Consider the following 17,414-nt stretch of genomic DNA (forward strand, 5'->3'; position numbering starts at 1 on the left):
GAATGCAGATCAGTAGTGCGGCGGCGGCGGTTCGCTCGCCGGATCAGAAGAATTCAGTGCGTTGCGCACCTTGCCCAGGTCTTCCAGCAGCACGCGCAGCACATCGGCGTTGCGCGTGCCCTGCATGCGGGCGTCGGCCAGTGCATCGCTCAGTTCGGCCAGCGCGTGTTCCTGGAAGGACACGCGCATTTCCAGTTCGACCAGGCGCGCTTCCAGCGCCTGTTCGCGTTCGGTGGGCAGCTCAGACATGCAGCGAACGCCCCCGACCAATGCCGTAGTACGCCACGCCAGCGGCTTCCACCTCGGCCGGGTCGTACAGATTGCGACCGTCGAACACCACCGCATCCTTCAGCCGCTCGCGCAGCATCTGGAAATCGGGGCTGCGGAACTGCTTCCACTCGGTCACCACCACCAGTGCATCGGCGCCTTCCAGCGCTTCGCTGGCATTGGCGCAGAACACCAGGTCGTCACGTTCACCGAAGATGCGCTGCGATTCGTGCATCGCTTCCGGATCGTAGGCACGCACCGTGGCACCGCCTTCCCACAGCTGCGCCAGCAGGCGGCGGCTGGAGGCTTCGCGCATGTCGTCGGTGTTGGGCTTGAAGGCCAGGCCCCACACGGCAAAGGTCTTGCCGCGCACACCTTCGTCCTCGCCCTTGTCGTAGTGGCGCTGGATGAGCGCGAACAAGTGCCCCTTCTGGGCATCGTTCACCGCTTCGACCGCGTTCAACAGCTTCGGCTCCAGGCCGTACTGCTGGGCGGTGCGCGCCAGCGCCTGCACGTCCTTGGGGAAGCACGAGCCGCCGTAGCCGGCACCGGGATAGATGAAGTGCCAGCCGATACGCGGGTCCGAACCGATGCCCTGGCGGACCTGTTCGACGTCGGCACCCACGCGTTCGGCGATGTTGGCGATTTCGTTCATGAACGAAATCTTGGTCGCCAGCATCGCGTTGGCCGCGTACTTGGTCAGCTCGGCCGAACGCACGTCCATTTCCACCACGCGATCGTGGTTGCGGTTGAACGGTGCGTACAAGCGGCGCATCACCGCCACCGAGTCGGCGCTGCTGGCACCGATGATGATGCGGTCCGGGCGCATGCAGTCGGCCACCGCATCGCCTTCCTTCAGGAATTCGGGGTTGGACACCACATCGAAGGCGATGTCCGCACCGCGCGCCGCCAGCTCTTCGGCAATGGCCGCGCGCACCTTGTCGGCGGTGCCCACCGGCACCGTCGACTTGTTCACCACCACCGTCGGCACCGCCATGTGGCGGCCGATGGTGCGGGCCACGGCCAGCACGTACTGCAGATCGGCACTGCCGTCTTCGTCGGGGGGCGTACCCACCGCGATGAAGACCACCTGGCCGTGGCCGATGGCGCTGGCGCCATCGGTGGTGAAGGACAGCCGCAGCGCGGCATGGTTGGCCTTCACCATCGGCTCAAGGCCGGGTTCGTAGATCGGGATGATGCCCTGGTTGAGCCCATCCACCTTGGCCTGGTCGATGTCGACACAGACCACCTGGTGGCCTACGTCGGCCAGGCAAGTGCCGGTCACCAGACCGACGTACCCGGTACCGAAAATCGCAACGCGCATATCCGTGCTGGCTCCGTGGTCGCTTACGGCAGGACGCCCAGCAGCTCGACGTCGAAGGTCAGGGTGGCGTTCGGGCCGATCGGGCCGCCCGGGGTACCGTTCTCACCGTAGGCCAGTTCGCCCGGGATCCAGAAGCGGTACTTCGAGCCCACCGGCATCAGCGCCACGCCTTCGGTCCAGCCCTTGATGACCTGGTCCAGACCGAATTCGGCCGGGCCACGGCCCGCGGAGCTGTCGAAGACGGTGCCGTCCAGCAGCTTGCCTTCGTAGTTCACGCGCACCTTGCTGCTCGGCAGCGGACGCTCGCCGCTACCCGGGCGGATCACCTGGTACTGCAGGCCCGACGGGGTGGTCACCACGCCCGGCTGGGTCTTGTTCTTGGCCAGGAAGGCGTTGCCTTCGCTGCGGTTGGTCTGCGCGGCCTGCGCGGCCTTGGCCTGCATCTCGGCCTGCTTGGCACCCATGAACGACTGGATGGTGGCGGTTGCGTCGGCTTCGGTCATCTTCGCCTGGCCCTTGGTCAGGCCGGTGCTGATCGCGTCAAACAGCGAGGCGGTATCGATATCGTCCTTCAGCTGCGCCAGCGACGGACCGATGGAGTACGAACCGATCATCTGCGCGACCTTCACGCGGTCCACCTTCGGCGGCTGCGAGCCCGGCGCAACGCCCGGCACCTGCTGGCCGTTGCGGGCCATCACTACCTGGCGCAGGGCGGCATCGGTGGCCTTGGCCTGGTCCTGGGTGATCTGCGGCTGCAGGCCTTCGAACGAACGCTCCACGGCGGTGCGCAGGGCGGCCACGTCGATTTCATCGGCGATCGGCGCGAACGACTTGGCCACATCCAGACCGATGGCGTAGCCGAGCTTCTGCTTGGGGGAATTCAAGGTTGCGGTCTCCTTGGCGGCCGCCGCTGCGGCCGGTTGTTGCGACAGGGCGACACCAGAGGTACCCATCGCCAGAATCAGAACCGACGCCGCGGCGCCGCGCATTCCCATCTTCATTCGCTGCATTCCTGGAAGTGTCTGGGCGCCGACGTCGGCGCGAAAAGAACCATTGTCGCACGCATGCCGGAGATGTCGAGGCATGCGTGCCGGTGATCAACGCGGTGCCGGTGCGGCCAGCGCCTTGCTGATGGCCGCGCCCAGCTGCGGATCATCCGGGGTGACCTTGCTGGCGAACTGGGCGATGACCTTGCCGTCGCGGCCGATCAGGTATTTGTGGAAGTTCCAGCCCGGTGCCACGCCGGTGGCGGCGGTCAGGCGCTGATACAGCGGCGTGGCCTGTTCGCCCACCACGTGCACCTTCTCGAACATGGGGAACTTCACCCCATAGGTGAGCGTGCAGAAATCCTGGATCTGCTTCTCATCGCCCGGTTCCTGCCCCTTGAAGTCGTTGGACGGGAAACCCAACACGGCGAAACCGCGGCTGGCGTACTGCTTCTGCAGCGCTTCCAGCCCTTCGTACTGGGGGGTGTAGCCGCACTTGCTGGCCGTATTGACCACCAGCAGCACCTGGCCCTGGTAGCGCTTGAGCAGGTTCACCTGCTGCTTGCCGGCCAGCGGCCGGTAATTCACGTCCAGCAGGTCGGCGGCCACGGCGCTGGCGGAACCCGCCAGGCCCAGCGCCAGCACAGCCAGCAGGGACAGGCCGCGCAGGCGGCGCGGAGCAGTGAGAAACACAGGCATGCGGGACATTCCACGGTAGCTGCAACAGGGGCCCGGCCCTTGCAGACCGGGGATCGGCCGAACTATAGCACCGGCCTGCCAGCGCACTGTCGCGGCCGCCGGGCATGCACTTTGCCCGCCGTGGCGGCACGCGCGGGGCCCGATTGGCGCGCCCTTGCTGGACACGCCGTACACATGTATGAATGCCAGGCCCGTGTCCAGGACGGCGTTCGCCGATGCCATTGCAATGAAATCAACAGCTTGGATTTGCAACCGCGCCCGTTCATGGCCCCTGCCATCAGTTGGGGCGCGTCGGGGGTTGCACATAGGCGTGCCGGTGTTATAGTTGCATACAACACCAGTCACCTGAGACAGGGGGAACCATGAACATCCGGATGCGTCGCAGCCATACCGCTCCCGCGGTCACCGCTGTTTCAACCCTGTTCGTGCTGACGTGGCTGCTGCTGCCGGCACCGCCGGCAGAATCCTCCCCCTCCCCCGATTCCACGCAGGACGCGATCTCCAGCCCGGCAGGGACCGCCGAACCCTCCCCCCCGCGTCGGCTGCACAGCTCCCTGTCCATGCCGTATTTCTCGTTCGCACAGCCGCTGACCCCACGGAGCTGACCATGAGCGACATCCAGTGGAGCGACGGCGCTCCCATCTACCGCCAGCTGAAGGAGCGCGTGATTGCCATGATGCTCGACGGCATCCTGAAGCCGGGCGATGCCCTGCCCTCGGTCCGCCAGGTGGCGGCCGACTATCAACTGAACCCCATCACCGTTTCGCGCGCTTACCAGGAACTGGCCGATGAAGGCCTGGTGGAAAAGCGCCGCGGCTTGGGCATGTTCATGACCGAGCAGGCGGCCACGCAGCTGCGCAGCAGCGAGCGCGACCGCTTCCTCAACGAAGAATGGCCGGCGGTCCTGGAGCGCATCCAGCGCCTGGGCCTGAGCCTGAACGAATTGCTGCCCCAGGGGAAATCCTCATGAATGCCAGTGTCGTGAACGTTGAATCCAGCCCAGCGGTGATTACCGCCAAGGGTCTGCGCAAGGCTTACAAGAACACCCTCGCCCTCGACAACACCACCTTCGACATCCCCGCCGGGCGCATCGTCGGCCTGATCGGCCCCAATGGCGCCGGCAAGACCACCGCGCTGAAGGCCATCCTGGGCCTGACCTCGGTGGAGGGCGAGCTGAGCGTGCTCGGCCGTGACCCGCGCCTGCACCGCGACGAGCTGATGAAGGAGATCTGCTTCATCGCCGACGTGGCGGTGCTGCCGCGCTGGCTGCGCGTGCGCGAGGCCATCGACTTCGTCGCCGGCGTGCATCCGCGCTTCGACCGCGCCCGCTGCGAACGCTTCCTGGCCAACACCAAACTGCAGCCCAAGCAGCGCGTGCGCGAGCTGTCCAAGGGCATGATCGTGCAGCTGCACCTGGCCCTGGTGATGGCCATCGACGCCCGCATCCTGGTGCTGGACGAGCCGACCCTGGGCCTGGACATCCTGTACCGCAAGGAGTTCTACCAGCGCCTGCTGGAAGACTACTTCGACGAGCAGAAGACCATCATCGTCACCACCCACCAGGTGGAAGAGATCGAGCACATCCTCAGCGATGTGATGTTCATCCGTGACGGCCGCATCGTGCTCAGCGCCGAAATGGACGAAGTGGGCGAGCGTTATACCGAACTGCTGGTCGGCGCCGAACAGCTGGAAACCGCGCGCGCCCTCAAGCCGATCGACGAGCGCAGCCAGGCCTTCGGCAAGACCGTGCTGCTGTATGACGGCGTGCCGCGCAGCCAGCTTTCCACCCTGGGCGAAACCCGCACTGCGGGCCTGGCCGATCTGTTCGTTGCTGTCATGAAGGGGACCTACGCATGAATGCCGTCAATCATCCGGTCAGCCCCGCAGGCACGCTGCGCTGGCTGCTCAAGCGCGAATACTGGGAAAACCGCGGTGGTTTCCTGTACGCCCCGGTTATCGCCGGCATTGTTTCGTTGCTGATGAGCGGCATCGGCATCGGCCTGGGCCTGTTCGCCCTGCATCGTGCCGCGCGCGATGGCGGCCTGCACATCGACGGCGAGGACGTGAACATCAACGGCCTGGATCTGGGCCTGTTGACCCGCCAGATCAGCGCAAAGGACATGGCGGACCTGGGCAACGGCCTGGACCTGACCCTCATCCTCAGCTCGACCTGGCCCTTCCTGGTACTGGCCTTCGTGGTGTTCTTCTACTGCCTGGGTGCGCTGTACGACGATCGCCGCGACCGCAGCATCCTGTTCTGGAAGTCGCTGCCGCTGTCCGATACCCAGACCGTCCTGTCCAAGGTGCTCAGCGCACTGGTCGTGGCCCCGCTGGTAGCCACGCTGGCTGCCATCGCCACCATGTTCGGCTTCCTGCTGATCATCAGCCTGGTCGCGTTGACCCATGGCGGCAGCCCGACCACCCTGATCTGGGGGCCGGCCAGCCCGCTCACCCTGTCCGCCGGCCTGCTCGCGGCCATCCCCGTCTACGCGTTGTGGGCGCTGCCCACTGCCGGCTGGCTGCTGCTCTGCTCGGCCTGGGCCAAGAGCAAGCCGTTCCTGTGGGCAGTGATGCTGCCCCTGTTCGCCGGCATCATCGTCAGCACCACCAAGGTGATGCACCTGTTCGACATGAGCACCGGCTGGTTCTGGCAGCACATCGTCGGCCGCCTGCTGCTGGGCACCGTTCCAGGCGTGGATCTGCTGTATCGCCTTGGCGCCAGCGACGAACACAAGAGCCTGGATACGATCGTCTCGTTGATGAACCCTGCCCAGCAGTTGAAGTCGCTGGCGATGCCCGATCTATGGATCGGCGCGGCGTTCGGCGTGGCCTTCATCTTCATCGCCATCCGCCTGCGCAGGCGCGCTGGCGAAATCTGACGCTCCCCTCTACCACTACTGGAGGCACCCATATGCGTACCCTGCTTGCCTGCTCTGCGTTGTTGCTGTTGCCGCTGTCGGCGCTGGCTGCCGATGCCCCGAACTGCAAGCATTCGGCGCCACGCGCGCTGAAGCTGGAAACGGCCGGGGTGAAAGCGGTGGTGTTCGAAGTGAACCAGCATGACCTGAAGGTCGTCGCCCGCAGTGGTGGCGGCCAGCTGGAAGGACGCGCCTGCGCCTCCACTGCCGACTGGCTGGACCAGCTGGTGCTGGACCAGCAGCGGGTGGGCGACAAGCTGGTGGTCAGCCTGCGCCGCGACGGCCGCTCGGCGCTGTCGCTGGGCAACAGCTACGCCTGGCTGGACATCGGCGGCAGCGTGCCGGACAACCTGCCGCTGCAGTTCAAGATCGGCTCCGGCGATGGCAGCGTTGAGAACGCACAGTCGCTGAGCATGGACGTGGGCTCCGGCGATGGCCGTGCCCGCGGCACCCGCGGCAGCGTGCATGCCGCCGTCGGTTCGGGCGACCTGGACATCGACGGCGCCGGCTCGCTGGAGCTGCTGTCGCTGGGCTCGGGCGAAGTGAAGGCGCGCAACATCCGTGGCGATGCCCGCACCGGCACCGTCGGCTCGGGCGATCTGGACCTGTTCGACGTGGGCGGCAGCGTGCGTCTGGAAACCGTGGGCTCGGGCGATATCGATTTCCAGCGGGTCAAGGGCGATGTCGAGGTGGGCGTGGTCGGCTCCGGCGATGTGGAGATCAGCGAGGTGGGCGGCAACGTCCGCGTGCGCAGCCACGGCTCGGGCGACATCACCGTCAACGGCGCCCGCGGCAGCCTGACCGTGCAGCACAGCGGCAGTGGCGATGTGCGCCACCGCGATATCGGCGGCAGCGTCACCCTGCCGCGCGGCAAGTAATTCCACCTCATTCAACGGAAGGGAACTGTCATGAACCTGCTGCGCCTGCTGCCCGCTACCCTGCTGTGCCTGCCGCTGATGGCCTGCGGCGGCACGTCCCCATCGTCCACCACCGACAGCGCCGGCAAGACCGTGGCCGAGGCCAGCAGCACGGTGGGCAAGGAGATCAAGGACGCCACCGACAAGGCGCGCCGCGAGATCGCCCAGGGCAACATCAAGATTTCCGGCAAGGGCCAGGCCCGTGCCGAGATCACCCCGGACGGCCGCCTGCTGATCGGCGGCACCGAGTCGCCGACCAATGAAGCGCAGCGGCGCCAGCTGCAGGAATACCGCGGCCACATCGCCGGCATCGCCAGCGATGGCATGGACATCGGCATGGCCGGTGCGCGGCTGGGCGTCAATGCCGCCGGCGAAGCCCTGAAGGGCGTCTTCAGCGGTGACAGCGAGGGCATCGAAAAGCGCATCAACGATGAGGCGGCCAAGATCGAAGCCCAGGCCAAGCAGCTGTGCAACCGCCTGCCGGCGATGCTGGCCAGCCAGCAGGCGCTGGCACGCGACCTGCCGGCTTTCCAGCCCTACGCCACCATGGACCAGAGCGACGTGGACGACTGCGGCAAGGACAACGTGGTCGTGCGCGCGCCCTGAGACATTTCGTCGCACCCGGCCGGCAACGCCCCTGCGTTGCCGGCCGCCGCGGCTGGGCGGGATTACACTAAGCACCCCGTTTGCCCCGATCGACCGCCATGAAGAAGCTGTTTCTGCTGCTGACCGCCCTGCTCTGCCTGGGCCTGGCCGGCTGCGACCAGGAGTACCGCAACCACCGCGCCGAACGCGGCAAGCCGAAGATTTCGGTCAGCCAGACCATGGTGACCGTGCGCCGCCAGCCCGCGCCGAACATCATCATCCTGGCCGACGGCACGATGAAGATGGACGAGATCCAGATTCCGCTGGACGACACCCAGCGGCAGATGCTGCAGACCATGTTCGGCAAGCTGCAGGTGCTGCGCCAGAACACCCTGGTGGCTGCCCCGGCCGACCCCAACATGCAGCCGGTGAAGATCCAGCCGCCGGAAGGGCTGGAGGTCATCCCCGCCGACCTGGTGCAGACCATCCCCGAATTCAAGGATTACACCGACACCTTCGGCAACATCGTCGCCGACCGTCGCTGAAACGAAAAACGCCGCCCCAGGGCGGCGTTTCCGTATACGTACGCAACCGGACGATCAACCGCCGGCGCCACCACCACCGGCCTGGATGCCACCGGCGGTCAGCGCGGTCGGATCCAGCAGGCGGCGCAGCTCGGCCTCGGCCAGCCCGCTGTCTTCCAGCGCCACATCCAGCACCGGGCGCTGTTCCTTGTAGGCGCGCTTGGCAATTGCCGCGGCCTTCTCATAGCCGATGATCGGGTTCAGCGCCGTCACCAGGATCGGGTTGCGGGCCAGCGCTTCGGCCACGCGGTCCTGGCGCACCTTCAGGCCGTCGATGGCACGGTCGGCCAGCAGGGTGGACACATTGGCCAGCAGGCCGATGCCATCGAGCAGGTTCACTGCGATCAGCGGCAGGGTCACGTTCAACTGGAAGTTGCCGGTCTGCCCGGCCACGGTGATCGCGGTGTGGTGGCCGATCACCTGCGCGCAGGCCATCACGGTCGCTTCGGGAATGACCGGATTCACCTTGCCCGGCATGATCGAGCTGCCCGGCTGCAGCGCCGGCAGTTCGATCTCGCCCAGGCCGGCCAACGGGCCGGCATTCATCCAGCGCAGATCGTTGGCGATCTTGATCAGGGCCACCGCCAGCGCATTGAGCTGACCGGACAGTTCCACCGCATCGTCCTGCGCGGCCAGCCCCTCGAACTTGTTGTCGGCGCTGTCGAACTTCGCCCCGGTCTGCTGCTTCAACGCCTTGGCCACCTGCGCGCCGAAGCGCGGATCGGCATTGATGCCGGTGCCGATGGCGGTACCGCCCAGCGGCAGGCGGCGCAGGCGCTTGAGGCTGTCGTCGATGCGCGCCTGGGCCGATGCCAGCTGCGCCGACCACGCGCCGAACTCCTGCTCGAAGGTCAGCGGCATGGCATCCATCAGATGGGTGCGGCCGGTCTTGACCACCTTGCGCAGGCTGCGGCCCTTGCGATCGATCACCTTGCGCAGGTGCGCCAGCGCCGGCAGCAGGTGCTCCTGCGCGGCCAGCACGGCCGAAACCCGCAGCGCGGTGGGAATCACATCGTTGGAGCTCTGGCCCTGGTTGACGTGGTCATTGGGGTGCACGCTGGCCTTGCCGGCCTTGCCGCCGCGATTGGCCAGGGTGGCGATGACCTCGTTGGCGTTCATGTTCGAGGACGTGCCCGAACCGGTCTGGTAGACGTCGATCGGGAAATGCGCGTCCCAGTCACCACGGGCCACCTCGGCCGCGGCCGACTGGATGGCCTTGGCCACGCCCTTGGGCAGATGGCCCAGCTCGGCATTGACGCCGGCGGCGGCGCCCTTCACCAGGCCCAGGGCACGGATGAAGCCGCGCGGCATGCGCTGGCCCGACACCGGGAAGTTCTGCACCGCGCGCTGGGTCTGCGCGCCCCACAGGGCGTCGGCAGGTACCTGCAGTTCACCCATGCTGTCATGTTCAACACGGAACCCGGCGGTTCCACCCTTGCTTGCAGCTTTGCTCATTGCATCAACTCCGCACTACTTCTGTTGGGGAAAGGGAAGCGGCGGCTGGCAGGGTGTCGCTTCCCGGGCTGGCGGCTGCGGTAACGATACTCTCTTGTCCGAAGCATGGGATGACGAGGACGGGCCAGATCGTTCCGTCCGCAGGGCCGTTTACACGGGTAGCGCCGGGCCGTGCCCGGCGAGCGCGCAGCGCGGCCGCCATCCGCCGGGCATGGCCCGGCGCGACCGAGCATGCAAAGGCCCCGCGTCGTAGAATATGGCCCCCGCCGCCTGCCCCAGCCCTGCCGACATGTCCGATTCCGCCCTGCTCGCCCTGTCCCCGCTCGATGGCCGTTATGCCGGCAAGGTCGACGCCCTGCGTCCGATCTTCTCCGAATATGGCCTGATCAAGGCCCGTATCGTGGTCGAGGTGGAATGGCTGCTGGCGCTGGCCGCCGAGCCGGGCATCGTCGAACTGGCGCCGTTTTCCGAGGGCGCCATCGCCCGCCTGCGCGCCCTGGCCGCTGGCTTCAGCCCGGCCCAGGCCGCGCGCGTGAAGGAAATCGAGCGCACCACCAACCACGACGTCAAGGCCGTCGAGTACTTCATCAAGGAACAGCTGAAGGACGACGCCGAACTGGCCCCGGCGCTGGAATTCGTGCATTTCGCCTGCACCAGCGAAGACATCAACAACCTCAGCTACGGCCTGATGCTGGAACAGGCCCGCCGCGAAGTGCTGCTGCCGACCCTGGACGGCATTGCCACCACGCTGCGCACCCTGGCCCACGCCCAGGCCGGCCAGCCGATGTTGTCGCGCACCCATGGCCAGACCGCTTCGCCCACCACCCTGGGCAAGGAACTGGCCAACGTGGTCGCCCGCCTGGAGCGCCAGCGCCGGCAGATCGCCGCGGTGGAACTGACCGGCAAGATCAACGGTGCGGTGGGCAACTACAACGCGCACGTGGCCAGCTACCCGGACGTGGACTGGCCGGCGTTCGCCGAGCGCTTCGTCACCGGCCTGGGCCTGGTGTTCAACCCGTACACCACCCAGATCGAGCCGCACGACAACGTGGCCGAGATCGGCGATGCCGCGCGTCGCGCCAACATCATCCTGATCGACCTGGCCCGTGACATCTGGGGCTACATCTCGCTGGGCTACTTCAAGCAGCGCCTGAAGGAAGGCGAAGTGGGCTCGTCGACCATGCCGCACAAGGTCAACCCGATCGATTTCGAGAATGCCGAAGGCAACTTCGGCATTGCCAACGCGCTGTTCGAACACTTCAGCGCCAAGCTGCCGATCAGCCGCTGGCAGCGTGACCTGACCGATTCCACCGTGCTGCGCGCACTGGGCACCGCGTTCGGCCACAGCCAGGTGGCGCTGGATTCGCTGGCCAAGGGCCTGGGCAAGCTGGAAGTGAACCCGCAGCGCCTGGATGCCGATCTGGATGCGGCGTGGGAAGTGCTGGCCGAGGCCGTGCAGACGGTGATGCGCCGCCACGGCCTGCCCAACCCGTACGAGCAGCTGAAGGCGCTGACCCGTGGCCAGGGCATCACGGCCGAGTCGATGCGTACGTTCGTGCAGGGTCTGGAGCTGCCGGCCGATGCCAAGCAGCGCCTGCTGGAGATGACCCCGGGCAGCTACACCGGCCTGGCCGAGTCGCTGGCGAAGAAGATCTAAGGGTTTCCTTTGCGGCGGCGGGCGCGGGCGCTGCCTGCGGCAGGCAACTGCAACTGCAACTGCGATCCGGGCTCTGGGTTGCTTCGAGCTGGGTGGGGCGGGTTGGGTTCGCGGGACACGCCGTGAATCCATCCATGGAGGCTCGTAGGCGCCATCCATGGCGCCTGCGGTCCCGCGAACCCAACCCGCCCCACCCCTGACAGTTTCCCGGTGACGGATGGGTAGATCCACGCCATGCGTGGATGACGTTGTCGGGACGGAATTTGAAAGAGGGACGCGGCTTCGCCGCGTCCCTCTTTGTTTTGGGCGCCCGCACATTCCCGACAATGGTAGATCCACGCCATGCGTGGATGACGTTGCGGGGAGAAAGCTCCATCCACGCATGGCGTGGATCTACTGGCGTGGCGGGCCGCGCAGGAAACTGTCAGGGGCCGGGCGGGTGGGCTGCGCGCGGCCAAGCCCCCATGGACGGGTTAACGGCGTCCCCCGCGCAGCCCACCCGCCCGGCCAAGCGCGGCTTTTGCCGGTGAATCCAGACCCCGCCACGAGGGGCTTCGCCGTTGGCCGGAACCCCGCGACAAACCATCGCACGTGCGCAATCCCAGCGAACGGCGGACAATGGAGACCTTGGCGGCCCGCCGCGCCGCCCCTCCCGCATTCCGCTGCAAGGATTCCCCCATGGCCGCCCGCAAGTCCTCCGCTCCGCTCATTGAAGTCACCGCCCGCCCCGGCAAGCCGCTGGGCATGGCCCCGGCCACCTTCCTGCGCGACTTCTGGCAGAAGCGCCCGCTGCTGATCCGCAATGCCTTCGCCGATTTCCAGACCCCGGTGCAGCCGGAAGACCTGGCCGGGCTGGCCTGCGAAGAAGGCGTGCTGGCGCGCCTGATCCAGCATGACAAGGCCCAGGACAGCTGGCGCGTGCGCAGCGGCCCGTTCCAGGAAGACGTGTTCCCCGCCCTGCCCGACCACGACTGGACCCTGCTGGTGCAGGACGTGGACAAGTGGGACAAGGACGTGCGCGCGCTGATCGAGCACTTCAGCTTCCTGCCGCGCTGGCGCATGGACGATGTGATGATCAGCTTCGCCGCCACCGGCGGCTCGGTCGGCGCCCATGTCGACCAGTACGACGTGTTCCTGCTGCAGGCCCACGGCCACCGCCGCTGGCAGATCGATGCCAGCGAATCGATCAAGGGCAAGCGCCCGCCGCTGGGCTTCCGCCCGGATGTGGAACTGAAGCTGCTGCAGGTGTTCAAGCCCACCCACGACTGGGTGCTGGCGCCGGGTGACATGCTGTACCTGCCGCCGAACGTGCCGCACCACGGCGTGGCCGAAGACCCCTGCCTGACGTTCTCCTTCGGCATGCGCGCGCCGTCCTCGGCCGAGCTGATCAGCGACTACCTGGACACCCTGATCGCCGATGCCGACGAGAACATCCGCTACCAGGATGCCGACCTGAAGGTGCCGGCCGACCCGAACGAAATCGATACGGTGGCGATGGCCCGGGTGATCACCGCGCTCAACGCCATCCGCATGAATGACCCGGACAAGCTGGGCGACTGGTTCGGCCGCTTCATCACCACCTACCGCGCCGCCGGCGAAGTGATGGCCCACCAGGCCGCGCCGGCGCCGGAAGAAGTGGTGCAGGCGCTGGCCTCGGGCCTGCTGCTGCAGCGCCACCCCTGGGCGCGCCTGGCCTGGCGCCGGGCCAAGCGCGGCGCCAGCCTGTATGTCAGCGGCCAGGATTTCGCCCTGCCGGTGAAGGACGCGCAGCGCCTGGCCGGCGCCGAACAGCTCGATGCCGCCGCCTATCGCGGGCTGTCGGACAAGGGCCGCGCGGTGCTGCAGCAGCTGCTGGTCGGCGGCGTGTTCCAGCTGATCGACCCGAACGAGGTCTACGCCGACGAGGATGAAGACGAGGAAGCCGGCGACCACGACGTGCTGGGCGAAGTGGTGGAAGGCCACGACCAGGTGGCCGAACTGGACGACGAGGTCGTGTCCGACGATGTCCACACCGTGACCGTGCACGACGACGGGATCGAGGTCATTGTCAACTTCGATGACCACGACGAAGACGACAGCGACGACGGTCGCGCCTGAGCCATGGCCATGATCCGGGTCCAGCAGGTCAGCCACGCCGATGCCCACGTTGCCATCCACGACGTGCGGCAGCGGGTGTTCGTGCAGGAACAGGGCATTGCCGCCGAACTGGAGCGCGACGCGCTGGACCCGGTCAGTGCCCATGTGCTGGCCCTGGATGCCGATGGCCAGCCCGTCGGCACCGGGCGCCTGGCCCCGGATGGCCGCATCGGCCGCATGGCCGTGCTGGCCAGCCACCGCAACCAGGGCGTTGGCGAGGCCCTGCTGGAGGCGCTGGTGGACGCCGGTCGCCGTCTGGGCCTGGCCGACCTGCACCTGCACGCGCAGCTGCCGGCGCGTGACTTCTACGCGCGCCAGGGATTCCTGCCCGAAGGCGAGGTATTCGAGGAAGCCGGGATCGGCCACCAGCAGATGCGCCGGCGGCTGGGCGTGGCCAGCGCCATCGACAGCCGCGCCGAGGCGGTGGCCATCACCACCGCCATCATCCACCGCGCCCGCCGCCAGCTCTGGCTGCACAGCCGCCAGCTGGACCCCGGGCTGCTGGATGCGCCGCCGGTGCAGGCGGCCCTGCGCCGCTTCGCCACGGCCCGCCATGACAAGCAGCTGCGGGTGATCGTGCACGACGCTGCCGCGATTGCCAGTGCCGGGGCACCGCTGCTGGCGCTGTACCAGCGCCTGCCCAGCGTGATCCAGTTCCGCGAAGTGAGCGATCCGGTCGACCGCGCACTGGCCTCGGCCTGCCTGGTCAACGACGCGGGCGACTTCTACTTTCGTCTTATCGGCCACCGCCTCGACGGCGAGGCAGCGATCGCCCTGCCTGCACGTTCACAGCCGTTCGAGCAGCAATTGCAGCGCGTCTGGGACCGTTCGCGCGAATGCAGCGAACTGCGCGCCCTGGGCATCTGACACGGCCGACGCGGACAAACCTGTCTGGCACCGACACCGCGACGCGCGCAATGCCGCCGTTGCTGCCCCATCCCGTGCGGATGGGGGTACAATTTGGCTGTTTGAACGCGCCCGTGCAGGGCTATTCATTTTCCTGCAGGGTCCTTCTGAAGCCATACCCCACAAAGCGAATCAACACCCTCCATCGTGGACAATCAACTGAAGCAGTTTGCGCAATCTTCGCAACTCGCCGGCGGCAACGCCTCCTATGTCGAGGACCTGTACGAGCAGTACCTGGTCTCCCCGGATAGTGTCGATCCCAAATGGAAGACCTACTTCGACGGCTTCAAGGGCCGCGAAGCAGGCGACATTCCGCACTCGGCCGTCATCTCCCACATTGCGGACGCGGCCAAGGATGCGCTGAAAGCCGGCACCGGCAGCGGTGCGGGCGACGAGCGTGAGCGCAATGTCGGTCGTCTGATCACCGCCTACCGTTCGCGCGGCCACCTCGATGCCCGCCTGGACCCGCTGGGCCTGACCAAGCCGGTCAACACCCCGGACCTGGGCCTGCCCTTCCACAGCCTGTCCGATGGCGATCTGAACAGCGAGTTCAGCACCGGCGGCGTGGGCGGCCAGCCGCGCATGAAGCTGCGCGACCTGCTGGCACGCCTGAAGGCGACCTACACCGGCTCGATCGGTGCGGAGTTCATGCACATCTCCGAGGTCGAGCAGCGCCAGTGGATCTACAAGAAGCTGGAACTGGCCGGTGGCAACTATCAGCTGGACGCTGACACCCAGCGCCGCACCCTGGAGCGCCTGACCGCTGCCGAAGGCCTGGAACGCTACCTGCACACCAAGTACGTCGGCCAGAAGCGCTTCTCGCTGGAAGGCGGCGACTCGCTGATCCCGATGATGGACACCATCATCCGCAGCGCCGGCAAGGATGGCGTCAAGGACGTGGTGGTCGGCATGGCCCACCGTGGCCGCCTGAACGTGCTGGTCAACACCCTGGGCAAGAACCCGCGCAAGCTGTTCGACGAATTCGAAGGCAAGTTCGAGCACGACGAACACGCCTCGGCCGGCGACGTGAAGTACCACATGGGCTTCTCGGCCGACGTGGCCACCGAAGGCGGCCCGGTGCACCTGGCGCTGGCGTTCAACCCGTCGCACCTGGAAATCGCTGACCCGGTCGTGGCCGGTTCCGTGCGTTCGCGCCAGGAGCGCCGCAAGGACACCGCGCGCAAGCAGGTCATGCCGATCCTGATCCACGGCGACGCGGCCTTCTCCGGCCAGGGCGTGGTCATGGAGCTGTTCCAGATGTCGCAGGCCCGCGGCTTCGCCGTTGGCGGCACCGTGCACATCGTGGTCAACAACCAGGTCGGTTTCACCACCTCCAACCCGCAGGACACGCGCTCCACGCGCTATGCCACCGACGTGGCGAAGATGATCGCCGCCCCGGTGCTGCACGTGAACGGCGATGACCCGGAAGCGGTGGTGTTCGCTGCACAGCTGGCCTTCGAGTTCCGCCAGAAGTTCGCCAAGGACGTGGTCATCGACCTGATGTGCTACCGCCGTTGGGGCCACAACGAGGCCGACGAACCGGCGATCACCCAGCCGCTGATGTACCAGGTGATCCGCAAGCACCCGACCACCCGCGAGATGTACGCCGAGCAGCTGGAAAAGGCAGGCGTGATCGCCGCCGGCGCCGGCAAGGCGATGGTCGATGCATACCGCGACAAGCTGGACGGCGGCGAAGTGACCACCGAGCTGGCCAAGGTCGAGAAGACCCCGCCGACCAGCCCGCTGTTCGTCGATTGGCCCAAGCTGCTGGAAGGCAAGCTGTCCGATCCGATCTCGACCAAGGTCGACAAGGCCAAGCTGCTGGAGCTGGCCAAGCTGATCAACACCGTGCCCGAAGAAGTACAGCTGCACTCGCGCGTGGCCAAGGTGTACGACGACCGCCGCAAGATGGCCGCCGGCGAGATCCCGGGTGACTGGGGCTTTGCCGAGAACCTGGCCTACGCCACCCTGCTGGACGAGGGCAATGCCCTGCGCCTGGTCGGCCAGGACGTGGGCCGCGGCACCTTCACCCACCGCCACGCGATCCTGCACGACCAGGCCACCGACAACTACTACCTGCCGCTGCGGCAGCTGGTGGATTCGCCGGAAAAGGCCACCGTCATCGATTCGCTGCTGAGCGAAGAAGCGGTGATGGCCTACGAATACGGCTTCTCCACCACCGACCCCAACACCCTGTGCATCTGGGAAGGCCAGTTCGGTGACTTCGCCAACGGCGCGCAGGTGGTCATCGACCAGTTCATCGCCGCCGGTGAAGCCAAGTGGGGCCGCATTTCCGGCCTGACCCTGCTGCTGCCGCACGGCTACGAAGGTCAGGGCCCGGAACACAGCTCGGCGCGCCTGGAGCGCTTCCTGCAGCTGTGCGCACTGGAAAACATGCTGGTCGTGGTGCCGTCCACCCCGGCCCAGGCCTTCCACATGCTGCGCCGCCAGCTGCACCTGACCACCCGCAAGCCGCTGGTGGTGATGTCGCCCAAGTCGCTGCTGCGCCACAAGCTGGCCGTGTCGACCCTGGACGAACTGGCCAATGGCGAGTTCCAGCACCTGATCGGCGACGCCAACGCAGACGCCAAGAAGGTCAAGCGCGTGGTGCTGTGCTCGGGCAAGGTCTACTACGACCTGCTGGAAGACCAGACCAAGCGCGGCCAGGACGACGTGGCCATCATCCGCGTGGAACAGCTGTACCCGTTCCCGCGCGCGCTGCTGGCCGCCGAGCTGAAGAAGTACGGCAACGCCACCGACGTGGTGTGGACGCAGGAAGAACCGCAGAACCAGGGCGCGTGGTACCAGATCCGCCACCACCTGCAGTTCTGCCTGGCCGATGGCCAGAACCTGCACTACGCCGGTCGCGCGCGTTCGGCTTCGCCGGCTGCCGGCCACATGGCTGACCACGTGCGTGAACAGCAGCAGCTGGTCGCCGACGCACTGGTCAACCCGTTCAACGACCAGGTCGCTGAATAAC

General features: G+C 67.0%; 15 protein-coding genes. 10 read left to right on the forward strand and 5 right to left on the reverse strand.

What is annotated here, in order from left to right; genetic code table 11:
• Nucleotides 1-9: 9 nt before the first annotated feature.
• From C1931_RS12595 to C1931_RS12610, 4 genes are all read right to left on the reverse strand, one after another.
• Nucleotides 10-249, reverse strand: coding sequence for a SlyX family protein (locus C1931_RS12595; RefSeq protein WP_053515402.1), 240 nt, complete (start codon nt 247-249; stop codon nt 10-12).
• The gene (locus C1931_RS12600; protein ID WP_108753550.1) at nt 242-1,591 is read right to left on the reverse strand and encodes a UDP-glucose/GDP-mannose dehydrogenase family protein; all 1,350 of its coding nucleotides are present in this window, start codon (nt 1,589-1,591) and stop codon (nt 242-244) included. The genes C1931_RS12595 and C1931_RS12600 overlap by 8 nt, the downstream gene beginning before the upstream one ends.
• Before the next feature lie 23 nt (nt 1,592-1,614).
• The gene (locus C1931_RS12605; protein ID WP_108756603.1) at nt 1,615-2,592 is read right to left on the reverse strand and encodes an FKBP-type peptidyl-prolyl cis-trans isomerase; all 978 of its coding nucleotides are present in this window, start codon (nt 2,590-2,592) and stop codon (nt 1,615-1,617) included.
• A gap of 96 nt (nt 2,593-2,688) precedes the next feature.
• A complete protein-coding gene (locus tag C1931_RS12610; RefSeq protein WP_108757754.1) occupies nt 2,689-3,276 on the reverse strand; it encodes a glutathione peroxidase in 588 nt (195 codons plus the stop codon).
• A gap of 607 nt (nt 3,277-3,883) precedes the next feature.
• On the opposite strand from C1931_RS12610, the gene C1931_RS12620 reads away from it, so the two are divergent.
• The 6 genes from C1931_RS12620 (at nt 3,884) to C1931_RS12645 (ending at nt 8,241) form a co-directional block, all read left to right on the forward strand.
• Nucleotides 3,884-4,246: a GntR family transcriptional regulator gene (locus C1931_RS12620; protein WP_108756605.1), complete on the forward strand. Its 363-nt coding sequence runs from the start codon at nt 3,884-3,886 to the stop codon at nt 4,244-4,246.
• Nucleotides 4,243-5,133, forward strand: a complete 891-nt coding sequence (locus C1931_RS12625) for an ABC transporter ATP-binding protein (RefSeq protein WP_108756606.1) — start codon at nt 4,243-4,245, stop codon at nt 5,131-5,133. Before C1931_RS12620 ends, C1931_RS12625 begins: the two co-directional genes overlap by 4 nt.
• Nucleotides 5,130-6,155, forward strand: a complete 1,026-nt coding sequence (locus tag C1931_RS12630) for a hypothetical protein (protein WP_108756607.1) — start codon at nt 5,130-5,132, stop codon at nt 6,153-6,155. Before C1931_RS12625 ends, C1931_RS12630 begins: the two co-directional genes overlap by 4 nt.
• Nucleotides 6,156-6,187: 32 nt before the next feature.
• Nucleotides 6,188-7,072, forward strand: a complete 885-nt coding sequence (locus C1931_RS12635; RefSeq protein ID WP_108750042.1) for a DUF2807 domain-containing protein — start codon at nt 6,188-6,190, stop codon at nt 7,070-7,072.
• A gap of 30 nt (nt 7,073-7,102) precedes the next feature.
• Nucleotides 7,103-7,717: a hypothetical protein gene (locus tag C1931_RS12640; protein WP_108756608.1), complete on the forward strand. Its 615-nt coding sequence runs from the start codon at nt 7,103-7,105 to the stop codon at nt 7,715-7,717.
• A 98-nt stretch (nt 7,718-7,815) separates the two neighbouring features.
• Entirely contained in the window at nt 7,816-8,241 is a 426-nt protein-coding gene (locus C1931_RS12645) for a hypothetical protein (protein ID WP_108750044.1), read from the forward strand.
• A gap of 54 nt (nt 8,242-8,295) precedes the next feature.
• Here the strand turns inward: C1931_RS12645 and C1931_RS12650 are convergent, their stop codons facing one another.
• Entirely contained in the window at nt 8,296-9,735 is a 1,440-nt protein-coding gene (locus C1931_RS12650; RefSeq protein WP_108756609.1) for a class II fumarate hydratase, read from the reverse strand.
• Nucleotides 9,736-10,024: 289 nt separating this feature from the next.
• On the opposite strand from C1931_RS12650, the gene purB reads away from it, so the two are divergent.
• The 4 genes from purB to C1931_RS12670 all read left to right on the forward strand — a co-directional run bounded on the left by purB (nt 10,025) and on the right by C1931_RS12670 (nt 17,413).
• Nucleotides 10,025-11,392 carry an adenylosuccinate lyase gene (purB, locus tag C1931_RS12655; protein ID WP_108756610.1) on the forward strand — a complete coding sequence of 456 codons (1,368 nt, stop codon included), beginning with the start codon at nt 10,025-10,027 and terminating at the stop codon, nt 11,390-11,392.
• Between the two features lie 678 nt (nt 11,393-12,070).
• On the forward strand, nt 12,071-13,489 hold the full coding sequence (locus C1931_RS12660) for a cupin domain-containing protein (RefSeq protein WP_108756611.1): 1,419 nt from the start codon (nt 12,071-12,073) through the stop codon (nt 13,487-13,489).
• Nucleotides 13,490-13,498: 9 nt separating this feature from the next.
• A complete protein-coding gene (locus tag C1931_RS12665) occupies nt 13,499-14,395 on the forward strand; it encodes a GNAT family N-acetyltransferase (protein WP_108757755.1) in 897 nt (298 codons plus the stop codon).
• A gap of 186 nt (nt 14,396-14,581) precedes the next feature.
• Entirely contained in the window at nt 14,582-17,413 is a 2,832-nt protein-coding gene (locus C1931_RS12670; protein WP_108753560.1) for a 2-oxoglutarate dehydrogenase E1 component, read from the forward strand.
• The last annotated feature ends 1 nt before the right edge of the window (nt 17,414 follow it).

Source organism: Stenotrophomonas sp. YAU14A_MKIMI4_1 (assembly GCF_003086855.1).
GTDB lineage: Bacteria > Pseudomonadota > Gammaproteobacteria > Xanthomonadales > Xanthomonadaceae > Stenotrophomonas.

Excerpts from the sequence above, each read along its gene's own strand:
- C1931_RS12595 (WP_053515402.1), bottom strand. The coding sequence starts at position 249 with ATGTCTGAGCTGCCCACCGAACGCGAACAGGCGCTGGAAGCGCGCCTG.
- C1931_RS12600 (WP_108753550.1), bottom strand. The coding sequence starts at position 1,591 with ATGCGCGTTGCGATTTTCGGTACCGGGTACGTCGGTCTGGTGACCGGC.
- C1931_RS12605 (WP_108756603.1), bottom strand. The coding sequence starts at position 2,592 with ATGAAGATGGGAATGCGCGGCGCCGCGGCGTCGGTTCTGATTCTGGCG.
- C1931_RS12610 (WP_108757754.1), bottom strand. The coding sequence starts at position 3,276 with ATGCCTGTGTTTCTCACTGCTCCGCGCCGCCTGCGCGGCCTGTCCCTG.
- C1931_RS12620 (WP_108756605.1), top strand. The coding sequence starts at position 3,884 with ATGAGCGACATCCAGTGGAGCGACGGCGCTCCCATCTACCGCCAGCTG.
- C1931_RS12625 (WP_108756606.1), top strand. The coding sequence starts at position 4,243 with ATGAATGCCAGTGTCGTGAACGTTGAATCCAGCCCAGCGGTGATTACC.
- C1931_RS12630 (WP_108756607.1), top strand. The coding sequence starts at position 5,130 with ATGAATGCCGTCAATCATCCGGTCAGCCCCGCAGGCACGCTGCGCTGG.
- C1931_RS12635 (WP_108750042.1), top strand. The coding sequence starts at position 6,188 with ATGCGTACCCTGCTTGCCTGCTCTGCGTTGTTGCTGTTGCCGCTGTCG.
- C1931_RS12640 (WP_108756608.1), top strand. The coding sequence starts at position 7,103 with ATGAACCTGCTGCGCCTGCTGCCCGCTACCCTGCTGTGCCTGCCGCTG.
- C1931_RS12645 (WP_108750044.1), top strand. The coding sequence starts at position 7,816 with ATGAAGAAGCTGTTTCTGCTGCTGACCGCCCTGCTCTGCCTGGGCCTG.
- C1931_RS12650 (WP_108756609.1), bottom strand. The coding sequence starts at position 9,735 with ATGAGCAAAGCTGCAAGCAAGGGTGGAACCGCCGGGTTCCGTGTTGAA.
- purB (WP_108756610.1), top strand. The coding sequence starts at position 10,025 with ATGTCCGATTCCGCCCTGCTCGCCCTGTCCCCGCTCGATGGCCGTTAT.
- C1931_RS12660 (WP_108756611.1), top strand. The coding sequence starts at position 12,071 with ATGGCCGCCCGCAAGTCCTCCGCTCCGCTCATTGAAGTCACCGCCCGC.
- C1931_RS12665 (WP_108757755.1), top strand. The coding sequence starts at position 13,499 with ATGATCCGGGTCCAGCAGGTCAGCCACGCCGATGCCCACGTTGCCATC.